The following is a 15,889-nucleotide window of genomic DNA, read 5'->3' as shown; positions in this document are numbered from 1 at the left end:
CGCGTGCCCCGGTTTCCGTTTTCTGTGGAAGGACGTAGATGGTTTTCCAGGACACGCCCGAGGAGTGGCAGGTCACCGCGACGGATACCCCCTTCACCGGCAACAAGACCAGCGTCCGCACCGACGAGGTGGTGATGCCCGACGGCACGGTCGTCCGCCGCGACTACCAGGTCCACCCCGGCTCGGTCGCCGTGCTCGCCCTCGACGAGGAGAACCGGGTCCTGGTGCTGCGGCAGTACCGCCACCCGGTCCGCCACAAGCTCTGGGAGATCCCCGCCGGACTGCTCGACGTCCCCGGCGAGAACCCGCTGCACGCCGCCCAGCGCGAGCTCTACGAGGAGGCGTACGCCAAGGCTGAGGACTGGCGGGTGCTGACCGACGTCTACACCACGCCGGGCGGCTGCGACGAGGCCGTGCGGATCTTCCTGGCCCGCGGCCTGTCCGAGGCGGACGGGGAGCGCTACGAGGTCTCCGAGGAGGAGGCCGACATGGAACTGGCCCGGGTGCCGCTCCAGGAGCTGGTACGGGGCGTGCTCGCCGGGGACCTGCACAACAACTGCCTGGTGGTGGGCGTCCTCTCGCTCGCGGCGGCGCTCGCCGGGGACGGGGCCGACGCGCTGCGCCCGGCCGAGGCGCCGTGGCCGGCCCGCCCGTTCGAGGTCTGACGGCCCGTTCGAGGTCTGACGGCCCGTCGGCGCGCGGGCCGCTCCCGGGAACGCCGCCGGCCGCCGGGGGAGGCGGGGGAGCCGGATCAGATCCGGGAGCCGGGAGAGTCCTGGACGCCGGAGGGGGTCCGGGGGCCGGGGGAGTCCGGGGAGCCCGGAACGACGTGGGGGACGGGGGAGCTCCGGGGGCCGGCAGCGTCCGGGGAGCGGACGGGGTCGGGGGAGGCGGCGGAGTCCTGGGCGGAGAGCAGCGGCCGTCGCAGGTGCCAGACACGGGCCGGAGGCAGGTTGGCCCACACCGTGCGGCGGCCGGTGGCGCAGCGATGCCGGTAGGCGGCCATCACGTCGTCCACCGCGGCGTGCCGGCGCGCCTCGGCCCGTGAGGCGAACAGGGCGCGGGCCCTGCGGGTGCCCAGGTACGCGAAGCAGACCAGGGTGCCGCCGGGGCGCAGCAGTTCCAGATACCGGGCCATGATCCGCTCGACGTCCCGGGGAGCGAAGTTGGTCAGCGGCAGACCGGACACGATCACGTCGTAGCGCCGGTCGGTCGCGAGGTCCTCGACATACGCCTGCTTCACCGTCACCTCCACGGACCGGGACGCCGGACCGGGGTGCGCGGCGACGAGGCGGCGCAGCCGCTCGGCGAAGCGCGGGTTGGCCTCCACGACGTCGAGGCGGCTGCCGCGGGGCAGCAGGGCCATCAGTTCGCGGGTGACCGCGCCGGTGCCGGCGCCGGCCTCCAGGACCGCCGGCGGACGGGACGACCGGGCCCGGACGGGTTCGGACAGGGCGCGGGCGAGCGCCCTGCCGCTGGGAGCGACGGCGCCGGTGGTCCGCGGATCGCGTACGGCCTCGACGAGGAACATCCAGCCTTCGGCGCGGCGCCGCGCCCTGACGGGGTGGTACGAGGGGGTCCGTTCATTCATGGCTTCGACGCTAGGAAGCGGCGTCCTCCCCCGGATCCGCCGTTCTGCGACGGGCCGCCCCGACGAAAGCGGGGGGCCGGCGTGGCGGATCGTCTCCCCCCGCCCGGGCGCATGGCCGGGGACGGTCACGGTGTTCCGGAGAAGAAGAGGAAGAGAGAAGAGGGGGAGACGGGGGAACGGAGAAGAAAGAGGAGAAGAGGGAAAAGGGGAGAAGAGGGAGAGGAACGGGGAGGGGCCGCGGGTCCGCGGCACCACGGCGCCGCGAAGCAGGCCCGTTCCGGTTCGCTCTCGGTTCGCTTCCTGTCCGACCCCGGCCCGTTCCCGGCCCGGCTCGGTCGCCCTCGCGAGGCCACGCCTTCCGCGCCGTCGAACCGCCGGACAATCCCTTCAATAGGAAAAGGCGATGATCCGATCGAGGGATCTCCGCGCCACGCTCCACGCCGATCGTCCACTCGTCTGAACTACGCTCGGAACGCCCTGACCGGAGTCCCGGCGGGCAACGCGTGCGGCGAAGTGGAGCGTGGCCCGTGACGGATCAGGCGGTGGACACCGGCAGCCCGGCCAAGGCGGCGGGAAGCGAGGAGGCGTCCGGCCCCGCCCCGTCCCGATTCTTCGGCCGCGCACGGGAGTTGAAGCAGTTGCGGGCCGACGTCGAACGCGCCGGACTGGACACCATGGCCGGCCGCAAGGCCCTCCGCGCCCGGGTCCTGCTGATCGCCGGCCGCCCCGGTTCCGGACGCACCGCGCTGGCCCGCGAGCTCGTCCGCCGTCTGCTCGCCGAGGGCGACCGCGCCGAGGACCCGCTGCACGCCCGGCTCACCGATCCCGACGGCGCCCGCGTGTCCACCGAGCGCACCGCGCGGGAACTGCTCGACCAGCTGGGGGTGACCGGACCGCCCGGCGCCGACGGCGACGAGCTCTCCGGGATGGTCCGCGAGGCGCTGGTCGGACGCCGCGCCCTGCTGTTCCTGGACGACGCCGTGGACGCGGAGCAGGTCGACCCACTGCTCCCGGACGATCCCGACTGCCTCGTCGTGGCCACCTCCGAGGGCCCGTTGACCGGCATCCCGGACGTCCGCCCCTGCACGCTCGGCGGCCTGGACGCCGCCTCCGCCGTCCAGTTGCTCGCCGGCCTCATCGGCGAGGTCCGGATCACCGTCGACCCGTGCACCGCCGAGAGCCTGGCCGAGGAGTGCGGCGGGCTGCCCGCGGCCCTGATGATGGCGGGCGGCTGGCTCGCCGCCCGCCCCATGGCCTCCGTCTCCGACGTCACCAGGCGGCTCCGCGAACAGCCGGACGATCCGGAGCGGTCCGCCGGGGCCCGCCCGCTGGCCCGGGTCCTCCGGCTGGTCCACGACACCCTGCCGCCCGCCGCCGCCCGGACGCTGCGCCTGCTCGCCCTCGCCCCGGCCGGGCTCGCGGACGTCCACACCACCTCCGCGCTGGCCGGCTGCTCCGTCCACACCGCCCGGGAGGTCCTCGACGGCTTCGTGGCCCTGGGGCTGCTGCGCGCCGACGAGGCGGACCGGTCGCGGTACGAGGTGCCCGGCTGCCTCGCACCCCTGCTGCGGGCCCTGCTGGAGTCCCGGGACCGGCCGGGCGAGATCCAGCTCGCCCGGGCCCGGATGCTGGAGCGGACCGTCCGGCTGCTCCAGTCCTGCCGCGCGATCACCGATCCCGAGGGCTCCCCGGCCCGCCGCGGGCTCGCCGCGCTGCCGCGCTCGCTGCGCTTCCCGGACCCGGACACGGCCGCCGCCTGGCTGCGGGCCCGCCGGCCGGCCCTGCTGGCCTCCGCCGAGCTCGCCGTGGCGGACGGCCAACTCGACACCCTGGCGAGGAGGTTGGTGTCCGCGCTGGTGCGGGCGCTGGCGGTGCACCAGGGCACCGAGGCCGCCGCGCCCGACCTGTACGGACTGCACGGCCTGGTCCTGGCCGTCGCCGAGCGGCGCGACCTGCCGAGGGAACGGGCCGCCGCGCTGCTCAACCTCGCCGACCTGGACGCCAGGACCGGCCGCACCCGGGACGCGCTGGCCCGCTACCGGGCCGCGCTGGACGCCGGGCGGGCGGCGAACGACCTGTACGCCGCGGGCAGGGCGATGGAATCCGTAGGCGCCGCCTACGCCGAGCTGGGCGACTACCAACGGGCCGCCGACTGGTTCGGCCGGGCCCTGGCCCAGCGCCTGGGCCAGGGCGAGCGGGCCGACGAGGCGCGGCTGTACGGGCGGCTGGGTGCCGTCCACGCCTACGCCGGGCGGTACGGCGAGGCACTGCGGAACTGGCGGGCCGCCGCCGCCGGGTACCGCAGGCTCGGCGACGTGCCGGCCCAGGCGCGGGCGCTGAGCGAGGCCGCCCGGGTGCAGGAGTACGCGGGCCGGCCGCGCGAATCGCTGGAGACCTGCCAGGAGGCCGTCCACTGGGCCGCGCGGGCCGGGGACGTGCGGCTCCACGCGGCGCTGCAGCTGCGGCTGGCCGACACGTTCGAGCGGCTCGGCGACCCCGCCGCGGCCCGGCTGCACCGGGGACTGGCCGGCAGTCTGCTGCGGAACCAGGGCGAGACCTGCGAAATCCGTAGTGGGGTGACAGAAAATTAATGCTTTGTAAGGCTAGACAGGGAGAAACCCTTCATTAGACTGGCTGTACCGCGTCAGTTCGCGGTGTCTCCATTTACGCAGTGTCTATCCGGGTATGCGCAGTCATGCCCTGGGCAACCCTCTGAGCCAAGGACCGTGATCGACGTGAAGGTCGGCATCCCCCGCGAAGTCAAGAACAACGAGTTCCGGGTGGCGATCACGCCCGCCGGTGTGCACGAGCTCGTCCGCAACGGCCACCAGGTCATCGTCGAGCAGAACGCCGGGGCCGGCTCCTCCATCACGGACGAGGAGTACGTCGCCGCCGGGGCGCAGATCCTCCCCACCGCCGACGAGGTCTGGGCCGCCGCCGACCTGGTGCTCAAGGTCAAGGAGCCGGTCGCGGAGGAGTACCACCGCCTCCGCAAGGACCAGACGCTCTTCACCTACCTGCACCTCGCGGCCTCCCGCGAGTGCACGGACGCGCTCCTGCAGTCCGGCACGACGGCCATAGCGTACGAGACGGTCGAGACCGCCAACCGCGCCCTGCCGCTGCTGGCCCCCATGTCCGAGGTCGCGGGCCGGCTGGCCCCGCAGGTGGGCGCGTACCACCTGATGCGCTCGGCCGGCGGCCGCGGCGTGCTCCCCGCCGGCGTCCCGGGCACGGCGGCCGGCAAGGCCGTCGTCATCGGCGGCGGCGTCTCCGGCTGGAACGCCACCCAGATCGCCGTCGGCCTCGGCTTCCACGTCACGCTGCTCGACAAGGACATCAACAAGCTGCGCGAGGCCGACAAGATCTTCGGCACCAAGGTGCAGACCGTCGTGTCCAACGCCTTCGAGCTGGAGAAGGCCGTCGTCGAGGCCGACCTCGTCGTCGGCGCCGTCCTCATCCCGGGCGCCAAGGCCCCGAAGCTGGTCACCAACGAGCTCGTCGCCAAGATGAAGCCCGGAAGCGTACTTGTCGACATTGCGATCGACCAGGGCGGCTGCTTCGAGGACTCCCACGCCACGACGCACGCCGAGCCGACCTTCAAGGTCCACGAGTCGGTCTTCTACTGCGTCGCCAACATGCCGGGCGCGGTGCCGAACACCTCCACCTACGCCCTCACCAACGCCACGCTGCCGTACATCGTCGAGCTCGCCAATCGCGGCTGGGTCGAGGCGCTGCGCCGCGACCCGGCGCTGGCCAAGGGTCTCAACACCCACGACGGCAAGGTCGTCTACCGCGAGGTCGCCGAGGCGCACGGCCTGGAGCACGTCGAGCTGAGCTCGCTCATCGGCTGACGGCCGCCCTCGGTCCAGTCGCCCGGGAAGGGTCTGTGGACCCTCCCGTCAACCTCACACGTCGGGCCGGATCCTGCCGAGCAGGGTCCGGCCCGACGTGTGCCGGGAGCCCGGCGCCGCCGTCCGACTCGTGGTGAAAGCGGCTCTTCGGCCGGTTCGCGCACCCGGTGAAGATGTGTCCGGATCGCCGCGCACCCTTGACAGGGAGGTGTTTGATTGCCGACACATCGGGCCGCGTCCGGCGGATTGTGTTGCTGCGAAGCGGTGACACGCCATAGAGTCGCCAATCGTCGGCATGGTGCCACGCTGACCTATCGATAAGTTTCCTGGTCACTTCCAAGGAGGTAAGACGACTTGTGAATGAGTCGACATTTACTCCCGGGGGTATTCGTCCAGGGATGCCCGCACGGGGCCGGGGCCCGCTCGGGCCGGAGGCTGTCGGCTCCGTCGCTGTCCGCACCTTCGCCACCAACCAGCACATGACGACAGCCCCCCAGATGATGGACGGCCTACACGTGAACGCCATGGCCGGCAACGAGAGTGGCCGAGAGACCGCCCGCTTCGCCGACTTCGACGAGGTGCCCAAGGGGCACTTCTACGACCCCGACGCCGAGTACGAGCCCGATCCGGAGTACGCGGCCACCCTCGCACCCGACGCTGCCCGTCAGCGCCGCGAGCGGATCGGCCCGACCGGTCGGCCCCTGCCCTACTTCCCGATCCCGGGCCCGCTGACCGACCACGGCCCCGCGAAGATCATCGCGATGTGCAACCAGAAGGGCGGCGTCGGCAAGACCACGTCGACCATCAACCTGGGCGCCGCGCTGGCGGAGTACGGACGCCGGGTCCTGCTCGTCGACTTCGACCCGCAGGGCGCCCTGTCGGTCGGGCTCGGCGTCAACCCGATGGAGCTCGACCTCACCGTCTACAACCTGCTCATGGAGCGGGGCATGTCGGCCGACGAGGTCCTGCTGAAGACCGCGGTCCCGAACATGGACCTGCTGCCGAGCAACATCGACCTGTCGGCCGCCGAGGTGCAGCTGGTCAGCGAGGTGGCCCGGGAGTCCACCCTGCAGCGCGCCCTGAAGCCGCTGATGGCCGACTACGACTACATCGTGATCGACTGCCAGCCCTCGCTGGGCCTGCTCACGGTGAACGCCCTCACGGCCGCGCACAAGGTCATAGTGCCGCTGGAGTGCGAGTTCTTCGCCCTGCGCGGTGTGGCGTTGCTCACCGAGACCATCGAGAAGGTCCAGGAGCGGCTCAACCCCGAGCTGCAGCTCGACGGCATCCTCGCGACCATGTACGACTCCCGTACGGTGCACAGCCGCGAGGTCCTCGCACGCGTCGTCGAGGCGTTCGACGACCACGTCTACCACACGGTCATCGGGCGCACCGTGCGCTTCCCCGAGACCACGGTCGCCGGCGAGCCCATCACCACGTACGCCTCCAACTCGGTCGGCGCCGCCGCCTATCGCCAGCTCGCCAGGGAGGTGCTCGCCCGGTGTCACGCCGAGTGAGTCTGCCCGGAGCCGACGAACTGTTCCGTACCACCGGGGGGACGGGACTGCAGTCCTCGTCCCCGGCGGACCGGCGGCGCAAGGCGAACGGCGAGGCCCGGGTCCCGGGTCCCGCCGGTGAGAACGACCCCGGGGCCGAGCGGCCCGGGACGGGCGCGGCCGAGGCGGCCGGCGGCCGGGAGGAGCACACGGCGGCGGACGCCGAGGCGGCGGAGCCGCGCGGCCGCGGAGCCGAGGGCGACCGGGGCCCGGCGGCCGGACAGCCGGCCCGCAGGGCCCGGCCCGCCGCGCCGGAGACGGCCCCCGGCGTCCAGCCGCAGCGCGGCCGCGGAGCCGGCCGCGGGGCGAACCGGCGGCCCAGCGGCCGGGAGCGTCACGACGAGAAGATCACCGTCTACGTCTCGGCCGAGGAACTCATGGACCTCGAACACGCCCGCCTCGTCCTGCGCGGCGAGCACGGGCTCGCGGTCGACCGCGGGCGGATCGTCCGTGAGGCGGTCGCGGTGGTGCTCGCCGACCTGGAGTCCCGGGGCGACGCGAGCATCCTGGTACGGCGGCTGCGCGGCCGCTGACCCGGGCGCGGGTAGCCTGCCCGGAGCGCCGCCGCCGGCCGATCGGCCGGCTCTTCCGTACGGGCCGCCGCCCGCCGCCCGTATCCCGCTTGCCCCTGGATCCACATGCCGACGACCGACGAGCCCGCCCGCACTCCCCGCCGCCCCCTGGGCCCCGGTCCGGGCGGCCGGACCGCGTCCCGGGGGACGGAGGACGGAGCGGGCGCGGCGCCCGGGAACGGGCCGGCCGTGTCGAAGCCGCCTGCCGGGGCGGGCGCGGAACCCCCGGCGTCCACGGGCGTCCCGACGGCGACGGCCGCCGCGGCACCGGCGCAGGACCCGGGCGGGCCGGGAACGGCCCCCTCCGAACAGGTCGCGTCCGAGCCGCCCTCGTCCGAGCCGGCCGTGCCGGGCCCGGACGCCGGGGCGGTGGCCGGTCACGCGGCAGAGGCCCCCGAGGCCCCCGTGGTCGATGACGCCGACGACACCGACGAGCCGACCGACTCCGACTCCGCCGGAGACGGTCGGTTCACCGTGCGGCTGGCGAACTTCGAGGGCCCCTTCGACCTGCTGCTCCAGCTCATCTCCAAGCACAAGCTCGATGTGACCGAGGTCGCGCTGTCCCAGGTCACCGACGAGTTCATGGCGCACATCCACGCACGGGGCCCGGACTGGGACCTGGACCAGACCACCGAGTTCCTGGTCGTCGCCGCGACCCTGCTGGACCTGAAGGCCGCCCGGCTGCTGCCCGCCGCCGAGGTGGAGGACGAGGCCGACCTGGCGCTGCTGGAGGCCCGGGACCTGCTCTTCGCCCGGCTGCTCCAGTACCGCGCGTACAAACGCGTCGCGGAGATCTTCGACGGCCGTCTGGACGCGGAGGGGCGGCGCCACCCGCGCACCGTGGGCCTGGAGCCGCACCACGCCGAGCTGCTCCCCGAGGTCGTCCTCGGCATCGGCGCCGAGGGGTTCGCCAGGCTCGCCGTGAAGGCGACGCGGCCGAAGCCCGAGCCCCGGGTGTACGTCGACCACATCCACGCCCCCCTGGTCAGCGTGCGGGAACAGGCCGAGGTCGTGGTGGCGCGGCTGCGCGAGGCGGGCGCCGCCACCTTCCGGGAGCTCACCGAGGACGCCCCGGACACCCTCACCGTCGTCGCCCGGTTCCTCGCGCTGCTGGAGCTGTACCGGGAGAGGGCCGTGACGCTGGACCAGGACGAGGCACTCGGAGAGCTGCTGGTGCGCTGGGCCGGAGGAGAGGGCGCCGGGCCCGTCGTCACCGACGAGTTCGACGCGGAGACCGACGCCGGCTCCGGAACCGGGGCGCAGGACGTCCGGGAGGATGGGAAGACATGAACCGGCAGGACAGCGACGACGCCCCCGCCGTCGCGGATCTCGACCTGAAGCCCGCCCTGGAGGCCGTCCTCATGGTCGTCGACGAGCCCGCCACCGAGGAGCACCTCGCCAAGGTGCTGGCCCGCCCCCGCGCGGCCGTCGCCGGCGCGCTGCGCGAACTGGCCGACGAGTACACCGCCCAGCGCCGGGGGTTCGAGCTGAGACTCGTCGCCGGCGGCTGGCGCTTCTACACCCGGCCCGAGTACGCGGCGGCCGTCGAGGGCTTCGTCCTGGACGGCCAGCAGGCCCGGCTCACCCAGGCCGCGCTGGAGACCCTGGCGGTGGTCGCGTACCGCCAGCCCGTCAGCCGGTCCCGGGTCTCCGCCGTCCGCGGAGTGAACTGCGACGGGGTCATGCGGACCCTGCTCCAGCGGGGGCTCGTCGAGGAGGCGGGCGCGGAACCCGAAACAGGTGCGATCCTGTACAGGACGACGAACTACTTTCTGGAGCGGATGGGCCTGCGCGGCCTGGACGAGCTCCCGGAGCTCGCGCCCTTCCTCCCCGAGGCGGACGCGATCGAGGCCGAGACGCGAGAGGGTGTGCCGTCGTTCGATCCGGACGCACCGGACACCCCCGATACCCACGCAGACGACAAGACGGAATTTTGATGCGAAGCAGTGGCAGGAACAGCGGAAGCGGCGGCGGCCGGAGCGGCGGCGACCGGAATTCCCGGGGTGCCGGCGCGGGTCGCGGCGGACGTCAGGAGCAGCGCCCCCGCCGGCCCAGGCCGGAGGAGCGCCGCTACGACGTGGGCGCCCAGGGCGGGCAGGACGGCGAGGGCCCCCGCAAGGGCCGCGGCGCGGCCGCGCGCGGCGGCGCCAAGGGCGGTCCCAGGCCCGCGCAGAGCCGCGACGGGCGAGGCGGCGGCGGTCAGCGCCGCCAGGGCGCCCCGTCCCGCCCCCGCGAGCTCGACGCCAAGATCGAGCAGCGCAACCGGGACCGGTACGCGGGCAGGCCCGAGGTCCGCACGCCCAAGACCTTCCCGGGCGCCGAGCAGGAGGGCGAGCGGCTGCAGAAGGTCCTCGCCAGGGCCGGGCTGGGCTCCCGCCGCGCCTGCGAGGAGCTGATCGACCAGGGCCGCGTCGAGATCAACGGCGAGGTGGTGCTGGAGCAGGGCCGCCGCGTCGACGTGCACAAGGACGAGATCAAGGTCGACGGACTGACCGTCGCCGCCCAGTCGTACCTCTTCTTCGCGCTGAACAAGCCCGCCGGAGTGGTCTCCTCCATGGAGGACCCGGACGGCCGCCAGTGCCTCGGCGACTACGTCACCAACCGCGAGACCCGCCTCTTCCACGTGGGCCGGCTGGACACCGAGACCGAGGGCATCCTGCTGCTCACCAACCACGGGGAGCTGGCCCACCGGCTGACCCACCCCAAGTACGGGGTGAAGAAGACCTATCTGGCCGCCATCCAGGGCCCGCTCCCGCGCGACCTGGGGAAGCGGCTCAAGGACGGCATCCCGCTGGAGGACGGGTACGCCCGCGCCGACCACTTCCGGGTGGTCGAGAACACCGGCAAGAACTACCTGGTCGAGGTCACCCTCCACGAGGGCCGCAAGCACATCGTCCGCCGGATGCTGGCCGAGGCCGGCTTCCCGGTCGAACGGCTCGTCCGGACGTCCTTCGGCCCGATCCCGCTGGGCGACCAGAAGTCCGGCTGGCTGCGCCGCCTCACCAACACCGAGGTCGGCATGCTGATGCGCGAGGTCGGCCTGTAGGCGGCCGTCCGCGACGCCCCGGCGGGTCCGCGCCTCCGCGACCGCCCGCGACGCCGCGCCCCTCCGTTCCACGGCCCGCGGCCGGTTCCCGTTCTCCCCGGACGGGAACCGGCCGCGGGCCTTCTGTCCTGCCCGTCCATTCTTTATAGTCAGAATGACTATTAAGGAGGCGGGTGTGAGGCTCGCAGATTCGGTGTGCCCCGACGCACCGCTCCCGGACCGGCGATGAGCGCCGGCGCCCCCGCGGGCTACGACCCGTACGCCTTCGAGCCGTTCGCGGTCACCGTCGACCTCGCCGTCTTCACGGTCCGCGCCACCCGGCTGAAGGTTCTGCTCGTCGAACGGGGCGAGGAGCCCCACCGGGGGCAGTGGGCGCTGCCCGGCGGCTTCGTCCGGCCCCGCGAGTCCGCCGAGGAGGCCGCACGTCGGGAGCTCGCCGAGGAGACCGGGCTGACCGACGTCACCGTCGGCGCCCTCCACCTGGAACAGCTGCGCACCTACAGCGCCCCGGACCGCGACCCGAGGATGCGGGTCGTCTCCGTCGCCTACGCCGCGCTCGTCCCCGACCTCCCCGAACCCCGGGGCGGCGGCGACGCCGCCAACGCCCGCTGGTGGGACGCGAAGACCGCCGGCCCGCTCGCCTTCGACCACGACCGGATCCTCGCCGACGCCCACGACCGGATCGGCGCCAAGCTCGAGTACACCTGCCTGGCCACCGCGTTCTGCCCGCCCGAGTTCACCCTGGGGGAGCTCCGGCAGGTGTACGAGACGGTCTGGGACGTTGTGCTGGACCGGCCCAACTTCCGGCGCAAGGTCCTCACCACGCCCGGCTTCGTCCAGGCCGTGGAAGGGGCGCCGCGCCGCACCGGCGGGCGGGGGAAACCCGCGGCGCTGTACCGGGCGGGAGCCGCCACCGCCCTGCACCCCCCACTCCTGAGACCGGAAGGAAGAAGCACGTGATCGTGACCAGGACCATCACCAAGCAGGCCGCCACCGGCGCGCTGACCGGGCTCGCGCTCGGCGACGCGCTGGGCTTCCCGACCGAGTTCAACAACGTGCCCTCGATCCTCGCCAAATGCGGTCCCTGGCGGCGGATGCGGCTGCCGAAGCCGGCGTTCGTCTCCGACGACACCCAGATGGCGCTGGCCCTCGGACGCGGCATACGCACCGCGATGGGCCGCGGGCTGCTCACCCCGCTGCGGCTGGTCCGCCCGGTGCGCGAGGAGTTCGTCGACTGGTACCACTCGCCCGACAACAACCGCGCCCCCGGCCGCACCTGCATGACCGCCTGCCGGCTGCTCGACAGCGACCGGCTGTGGCAGGAGGCCAGCCAGACCGGCTCCAAGGGCTGCGGCGCCAACATGCGGGTGGCGCCGGTCGGGCTCGTCCCCGGGCTCAGCCACGAACAGCGCTCCGGCGCCGCCCAGTTGCAGGCGGCCCTCACCCACGGGCACCCCACCGCGCTCGCCGCGTCCGACCTGACGGCCCGCGCGGTGCACCTGCTGGCGCAGGGCGCGGCCCCGGCCGGCCTGCTCGGACAGCTGCGCTCGTACGCGTACGAGAACAGCGGCACCTACCACACGCGCTGGCTCGGCGACCTGTGGCGGTACGCGGGCGACGCCTCGCCGGAGCGGTACATCCAGCGCGGCTGGGAGGAGTGCCTGAACGCCCTGGCCCGCGTCCAGGACGCGCTGCTGGCCCCGTCCCCGGAGACCGACCCCTGCGAGAGGACCGGCGACGGCTGGATCGCGGAGGAGGCGCTCGCCACGGCCCTGCACTGCTTCCTGCTCTTCCCCGGCGAACCGGTCACCGCCCTGCGCCGGGCCGCCTGCACCCGCGGCGACTCCGACTCCCTCGGCTGCCTCACCGGCGCGTTCGCCGGAGCCCACCTGGGGGCGGCGGCCTGGCCCAAGGAATGGTCGGAGCGGATCGAGTACCGAAGCGACCTGCTGTCACTGGGGGCGCTCTGGGACGCCTGAGCCATGCCCACGGAAACGACGGCACTCCGCAAGGCCGGGCTGCCGGTCACGGACTTCGGTCCGGTCCTCGCCGAGGAGCGCCATCAGCTGCTGTTCGCCACGGTCTCCGGGGCGCACTTGTACGGATTCCCGTCCAGGGACTCGGATGTGGACCTTCGGGGGGTCCATCTCCTGCCCGCGGCCGACCTGCTCGGACTGCGCAGGCCCGAGGAGACGCGCTCGCGGATGTGGGACCGGGACGGGACCGAGACGGACCTCGTCACCCACGACCTGCGGAAGTTCGTCCGGCTGATGCTGAAACCGAACGGCTACGTGCTGGAACAGCTGCTGTCCCCGCTGGTCGTGCACACGAGCGGACCGCACATGGAACTGGTCGCCCTGGCGCCGGCGGTGCTCACCCGTGACCACGCGCGTCACTACGGCGGCTTCGCCCGCAATCAGTGGCGGCTCCACGAGAAGTCCGGCGAACTGAAGCCCCTGCTGTACACGTTCCGGGCGCTGCTCACCGGCATCCATCTGATGCGCAGCGGCGAGGTGCGGGCCCATATGCCGTCCCTCCTCGACGACGTCGAGGCCCCCGCGTACCTGCCGGAACTGATCGAGGCCAAGGCCGAGGCCGAGCACGGGAGGGCACAGGGGCTGGACGGCGGGCTGGTCGCGCGCGACGTCGAGGCGCCGCACGGGGTGCTGGAGGAGGCCCGGGAAACGTCGGTGCTCCCCGGGACGGCGGGCGGCTTCGACGCCCTGAACGAGCTCGTGGTGCGCGTCCGGTCGGGGCAGCCGGGCTGAGCCGCCGCGCGGGCGGCGGTCCGCCCGCGCGTCCGTCCCGTCCGTGCCGGGTCCGTCCGTGCCGGGACCGCTCGCGCCCGGGGCGGGCGCTCACTCCCGCTCGGCGGAGGAGAGCGCGGACGCCCGGCGGACGCGGACCAGGAAGTCCTCCACCCGGGCCCGGTCCGGCTCGGCCGGCAGCGGCGAGGAGGCGGCCGCCTCCTCGCACTCCTCCGCCAGCCTGGTCATCCGGCGCTCGACCTCCGGCCAGGGGACCTCGCCCCGCTTCACGGACAGGAGTTCCTCCCGGGCCTCGCCCACCTCGATCCGGAGCTCACCGGTCCGCAGCAGGTCCCGGCCGCCGGCCAGCAGCCGCAGCAGATGCATGGCGTGCTTCCAGCGCGGCGTCCCGTGCCGCCGGATGCCCGCCTCCAGCTTCGCGCGCTGCGCCACCGCGTAGCGGCTGAAGGTCCGATGGGCCTCCCGCGAGAGAAACGCCCCGCGCAGGGACAGGATCTCCCGGCCCACCTCGTCGACGTGCTCCACCAGCGGGGAGTGCAGGCACTCCAGGACATTGGGATTGGCGCGCAGCGCGAACGTGCAGAAGCGTTCCAGCTCCCAGGAGAACTGCTCCGGCGCCGGACCCTCGACATGCGTCGGGGGCTTCTCGAACCGCCAGAACAGCGGCGTGGGCGCGACGAAGACGCCCCGCCGGTCGGTGTCGCTGTCGTCCGTCGCGAGCCCGAAGGCCCGCGAGCCCATCACGCACGCGTACACCGTGTGGTCGCGCACGAGGGCCTCGGCGGCCGGAGTGATCATGCGGGCGAGGGTACGCGGACGGCCGTGCGGCCGCCCGGGATTTCCGGGCCGCGCCCGGCCGGCGGGAGCACCCGCCCGGCGCGGACCCGCCCTCCGGCCGCCCGCCGCCCGTCCGGGGACTCCCCTTAGGCTGGTCCCACAGGAGGGTGCGGCAAGGACCACGCAGGCGCGGAGGCGGGAGCACGACGTGGTGGTACGAGCGGTCCGCGGGGCCGTCCAGCTGGAGCGGGACGAGTCCGGGCACATGGCCGAACGGGTCGGCGCCCTGCTCACCGCCGTCCTGGAGCGCAACCGGCTCCTCGCGGACGACCTGATCAGCATCTGGTTCACCGCCACCCCCGATCTGCACGCCGACTTCCCGGCCGCCGCCGTGCGCGGGCTCGGTATCGTCGACGTGCCGCTGATCTGCGCGCAGGAGCTCGACGTGGTGGGGGCCATGCCCCGCGTGGTCCGGCTCCTCGCGCACGTCGAGACGTACCTTCCCAGGTCCGAGATCACCCATGTGTACCTCGGCGCCACCGCCGCCCTCCGCAAGGACATCACCCAGTGAGAACCGCCCTCGTCATCGGAACGGGCCTCGTCGGCACCTCCGCAGCCCTCGCCCTCGCCGGGCGGGGCATCCAGGTCCACCTCGTCGACCACGACCCCGAGTCGGCCCGCACCGCGGCCGCGCTGGGGGCGGGCACGGACGAGGCGCCCGAGGACCGCGTCGACCTGGCGGTCGTCGCCGTGCCGCCCGCCCATGTGGCCCCGGTGCTGGCCGCCGCCATGCGGGACGGGGCGGCCCGCGGCTACCTCGACGTGGCCAGCGTCAAGGGCGGCCCGCGCCGCGAACTGGAGGCCCTCGGCGTCGACCTCGCCCCGTACATCGGCACGCACCCCATGGCGGGCAAGGAGCGGTCCGGCCCCCTCGCGGCCACCGCCGACCTCTTCGAGGGGCGGCCCTGGGTCCTCACCCCGACCCGTGACACCGACACCGAGGTCCTCAACCTCGCCCTGGAACTGGTCGCGCTCTGCCGCGCCGTCCCCGTCGTGATGGACGCCGACGCCCACGACCGGGCCGTCGCCCTGGTCTCCCACACCCCGCAGCTGATCTCGTCCATGGTCGCCGCCCGCCTGGAGGACGCCGACGAGACCGCCGTGCGCCTCTGCGGCCAGGGCATCAGGGACGTCACCCGGATCGCCGCGTCCGACCCCCGGATGTGGGTGGAGATCCTCTCCGCCAACCCCGGGCCGGTCGCCGACGTGCTCGCCGGGGTCGCCGCCGACCTGGACGAGACGGTCCGGGCGCTGCGCGGCCTCCAGTCCGCCGACGACGAGCGGCGCCGCACGGGCGCCGAGGGCATCGAGGACGTCCTGCGCCGGGGCAACGCCGGCCGGGTCCGGGTCCCCGGCAAGCACGGGACCGCCCCCACCGCGTACGAGACGGTGTGCGTGCTCATCAGCGACCGGCCGGGCGAGCTGGCCCGGATCTTCGCCGACGCCGAACGGTCCGGGGTCAACGTCGAGGACGTCCGCATCGAGCACGCCACCGGGCAGCAGGCGGGTCTCGTCCAGCTGATGGTCGAGCCGAACGCCGCCCCGGGACTGATCGCGGGCCTGCGCGAGCGCGGCTGGGCCATCCGCCAGTAGGGCGGGGCCGCGGCGGGCGGCGGGCCACGGCGGGAGCGACCGGCCCGCGGCCGCGGGGGACGCGTCCGGCGGCGG

The 15,889-nt window shown here is 74.0% G+C and carries 15 protein-coding genes; 13 read left to right on the top strand and 2 right to left on the bottom strand.

Translation table 11 applies throughout. The features are described from left to right. Nucleotides 1-38 precede the first annotated feature (38 nt). Entirely contained in the window at nt 39-665 is a 627-nt protein-coding gene (locus tag WA762_RS19890; RefSeq protein WP_335937228.1) for an NUDIX hydrolase, read from the top strand. An 86-nt stretch (nt 666-751) separates the two neighbouring features. Here the strand turns inward: WA762_RS19890 and WA762_RS19885 are convergent, their stop codons facing one another. Then, nucleotides 752-1,591: a class I SAM-dependent methyltransferase gene (locus WA762_RS19885; protein WP_335937227.1), complete on the bottom strand. Its 840-nt coding sequence runs from the start codon at nt 1,589-1,591 to the stop codon at nt 752-754. 527 nt (nt 1,592-2,118) lie between these two features. On the opposite strand from WA762_RS19885, the gene WA762_RS19880 reads away from it, so the two are divergent. From WA762_RS19880 to WA762_RS19835, 10 genes are all read left to right on the top strand, one after another. Next, nucleotides 2,119-4,182 carry a tetratricopeptide repeat protein gene (locus tag WA762_RS19880; RefSeq protein WP_335937226.1) on the top strand — a complete coding sequence of 688 codons (2,064 nt, stop codon included), beginning with the start codon at nt 2,119-2,121 and terminating at the stop codon, nt 4,180-4,182. Between the two features lie 135 nt (nt 4,183-4,317). Beyond that, nucleotides 4,318-5,442, top strand: coding sequence for an alanine dehydrogenase (ald, locus tag WA762_RS19875; RefSeq protein WP_335937224.1), 1,125 nt, complete (start codon nt 4,318-4,320; stop codon nt 5,440-5,442). Between the two features lie 398 nt (nt 5,443-5,840). Next, entirely contained in the window at nt 5,841-6,959 is a 1,119-nt protein-coding gene (locus tag WA762_RS19870; protein ID WP_335937223.1) for a ParA family protein, read from the top strand. Then, nucleotides 6,944-7,531, top strand: coding sequence for a hypothetical protein (locus WA762_RS19865; protein ID WP_335937222.1), 588 nt, complete (start codon nt 6,944-6,946; stop codon nt 7,529-7,531). The genes WA762_RS19870 and WA762_RS19865 overlap by 16 nt, the downstream gene beginning before the upstream one ends. A 105-nt stretch (nt 7,532-7,636) precedes the next feature. Beyond that, nucleotides 7,637-8,860, top strand: a complete 1,224-nt coding sequence (locus WA762_RS19860) for a segregation and condensation protein A (protein ID WP_335937221.1) — start codon at nt 7,637-7,639, stop codon at nt 8,858-8,860. Next, nucleotides 8,857-9,507, top strand: a complete 651-nt coding sequence (gene scpB / locus WA762_RS19855) for an SMC-Scp complex subunit ScpB (protein WP_335937220.1) — start codon at nt 8,857-8,859, stop codon at nt 9,505-9,507. The genes WA762_RS19860 and scpB overlap by 4 nt, the downstream gene beginning before the upstream one ends. After that, the gene (locus WA762_RS19850; protein ID WP_335937219.1) at nt 9,507-10,616 is read left to right on the top strand and encodes a pseudouridine synthase; all 1,110 of its coding nucleotides are present in this window, start codon (nt 9,507-9,509) and stop codon (nt 10,614-10,616) included. Before scpB ends, WA762_RS19850 begins: the two co-directional genes overlap by 1 nt. A gap of 225 nt (nt 10,617-10,841) precedes the next feature. Then, nucleotides 10,842-11,576, top strand: coding sequence for an NUDIX hydrolase (locus WA762_RS19845; protein WP_335937218.1), 735 nt, complete (start codon nt 10,842-10,844; stop codon nt 11,574-11,576). Next, nucleotides 11,573-12,595 carry an ADP-ribosylglycohydrolase family protein gene (locus tag WA762_RS19840; RefSeq protein WP_335937217.1) on the top strand — a complete coding sequence of 341 codons (1,023 nt, stop codon included), beginning with the start codon at nt 11,573-11,575 and terminating at the stop codon, nt 12,593-12,595. The genes WA762_RS19845 and WA762_RS19840 overlap by 4 nt, the downstream gene beginning before the upstream one ends. A gap of 3 nt (nt 12,596-12,598) precedes the next feature. Continuing rightward, entirely contained in the window at nt 12,599-13,384 is a 786-nt protein-coding gene (locus WA762_RS19835; RefSeq protein ID WP_335937216.1) for a nucleotidyltransferase domain-containing protein, read from the top strand. 90 nt (nt 13,385-13,474) lie between these two features. On the opposite strand, the gene WA762_RS19830 is transcribed toward WA762_RS19835, so the two are convergent. Further along, nucleotides 13,475-14,182, bottom strand: coding sequence for a nucleotidyltransferase domain-containing protein (locus tag WA762_RS19830; protein WP_335937215.1), 708 nt, complete (start codon nt 14,180-14,182; stop codon nt 13,475-13,477). A gap of 187 nt (nt 14,183-14,369) precedes the next feature. On the opposite strand from WA762_RS19830, the gene aroH reads away from it, so the two are divergent. Beyond that, nucleotides 14,370-14,732 carry a chorismate mutase gene (gene aroH / locus WA762_RS19825; RefSeq protein WP_335937214.1) on the top strand — a complete coding sequence of 121 codons (363 nt, stop codon included), beginning with the start codon at nt 14,370-14,372 and terminating at the stop codon, nt 14,730-14,732. After that, the gene (locus WA762_RS19820) at nt 14,729-15,814 is read left to right on the top strand and encodes a prephenate dehydrogenase (protein ID WP_335937213.1); all 1,086 of its coding nucleotides are present in this window, start codon (nt 14,729-14,731) and stop codon (nt 15,812-15,814) included. Before aroH ends, WA762_RS19820 begins: the two co-directional genes overlap by 4 nt. The last annotated feature ends 75 nt before the right edge of the window (nt 15,815-15,889 follow it).

This window comes from Streptomyces tyrfis, assembly GCF_037034285.1.
GTDB lineage: Bacteria > Actinomycetota > Actinomycetes > Streptomycetales > Streptomycetaceae > Streptomyces.
The sequence above is the reverse complement of the archived record's forward strand: the minus strand, read 5'-3'. Positions and strand labels throughout refer to the sequence as shown.

Excerpts from the sequence above, each read along its gene's own strand:
- WA762_RS19890 (WP_335937228.1), top strand. The coding sequence starts at position 39 with ATGGTTTTCCAGGACACGCCCGAGGAGTGGCAGGTCACCGCGACGGAT.
- WA762_RS19885 (WP_335937227.1), bottom strand. The coding sequence starts at position 1,591 with ATGAATGAACGGACCCCCTCGTACCACCCCGTCAGGGCGCGGCGCCGC.
- WA762_RS19870 (WP_335937223.1), top strand. The coding sequence starts at position 5,841 with ATGCCCGCACGGGGCCGGGGCCCGCTCGGGCCGGAGGCTGTCGGCTCC.
- WA762_RS19860 (WP_335937221.1), top strand. The coding sequence starts at position 7,637 with ATGCCGACGACCGACGAGCCCGCCCGCACTCCCCGCCGCCCCCTGGGC.
- scpB (WP_335937220.1), top strand. The coding sequence starts at position 8,857 with ATGAACCGGCAGGACAGCGACGACGCCCCCGCCGTCGCGGATCTCGAC.
- WA762_RS19850 (WP_335937219.1), top strand. The coding sequence starts at position 9,507 with ATGCGAAGCAGTGGCAGGAACAGCGGAAGCGGCGGCGGCCGGAGCGGC.
- WA762_RS19845 (WP_335937218.1), top strand. The coding sequence starts at position 10,842 with ATGAGCGCCGGCGCCCCCGCGGGCTACGACCCGTACGCCTTCGAGCCG.
- WA762_RS19835 (WP_335937216.1), top strand. The coding sequence starts at position 12,599 with ATGCCCACGGAAACGACGGCACTCCGCAAGGCCGGGCTGCCGGTCACG.
- WA762_RS19830 (WP_335937215.1), bottom strand. The coding sequence starts at position 14,182 with ATGATCACTCCGGCCGCCGAGGCCCTCGTGCGCGACCACACGGTGTAC.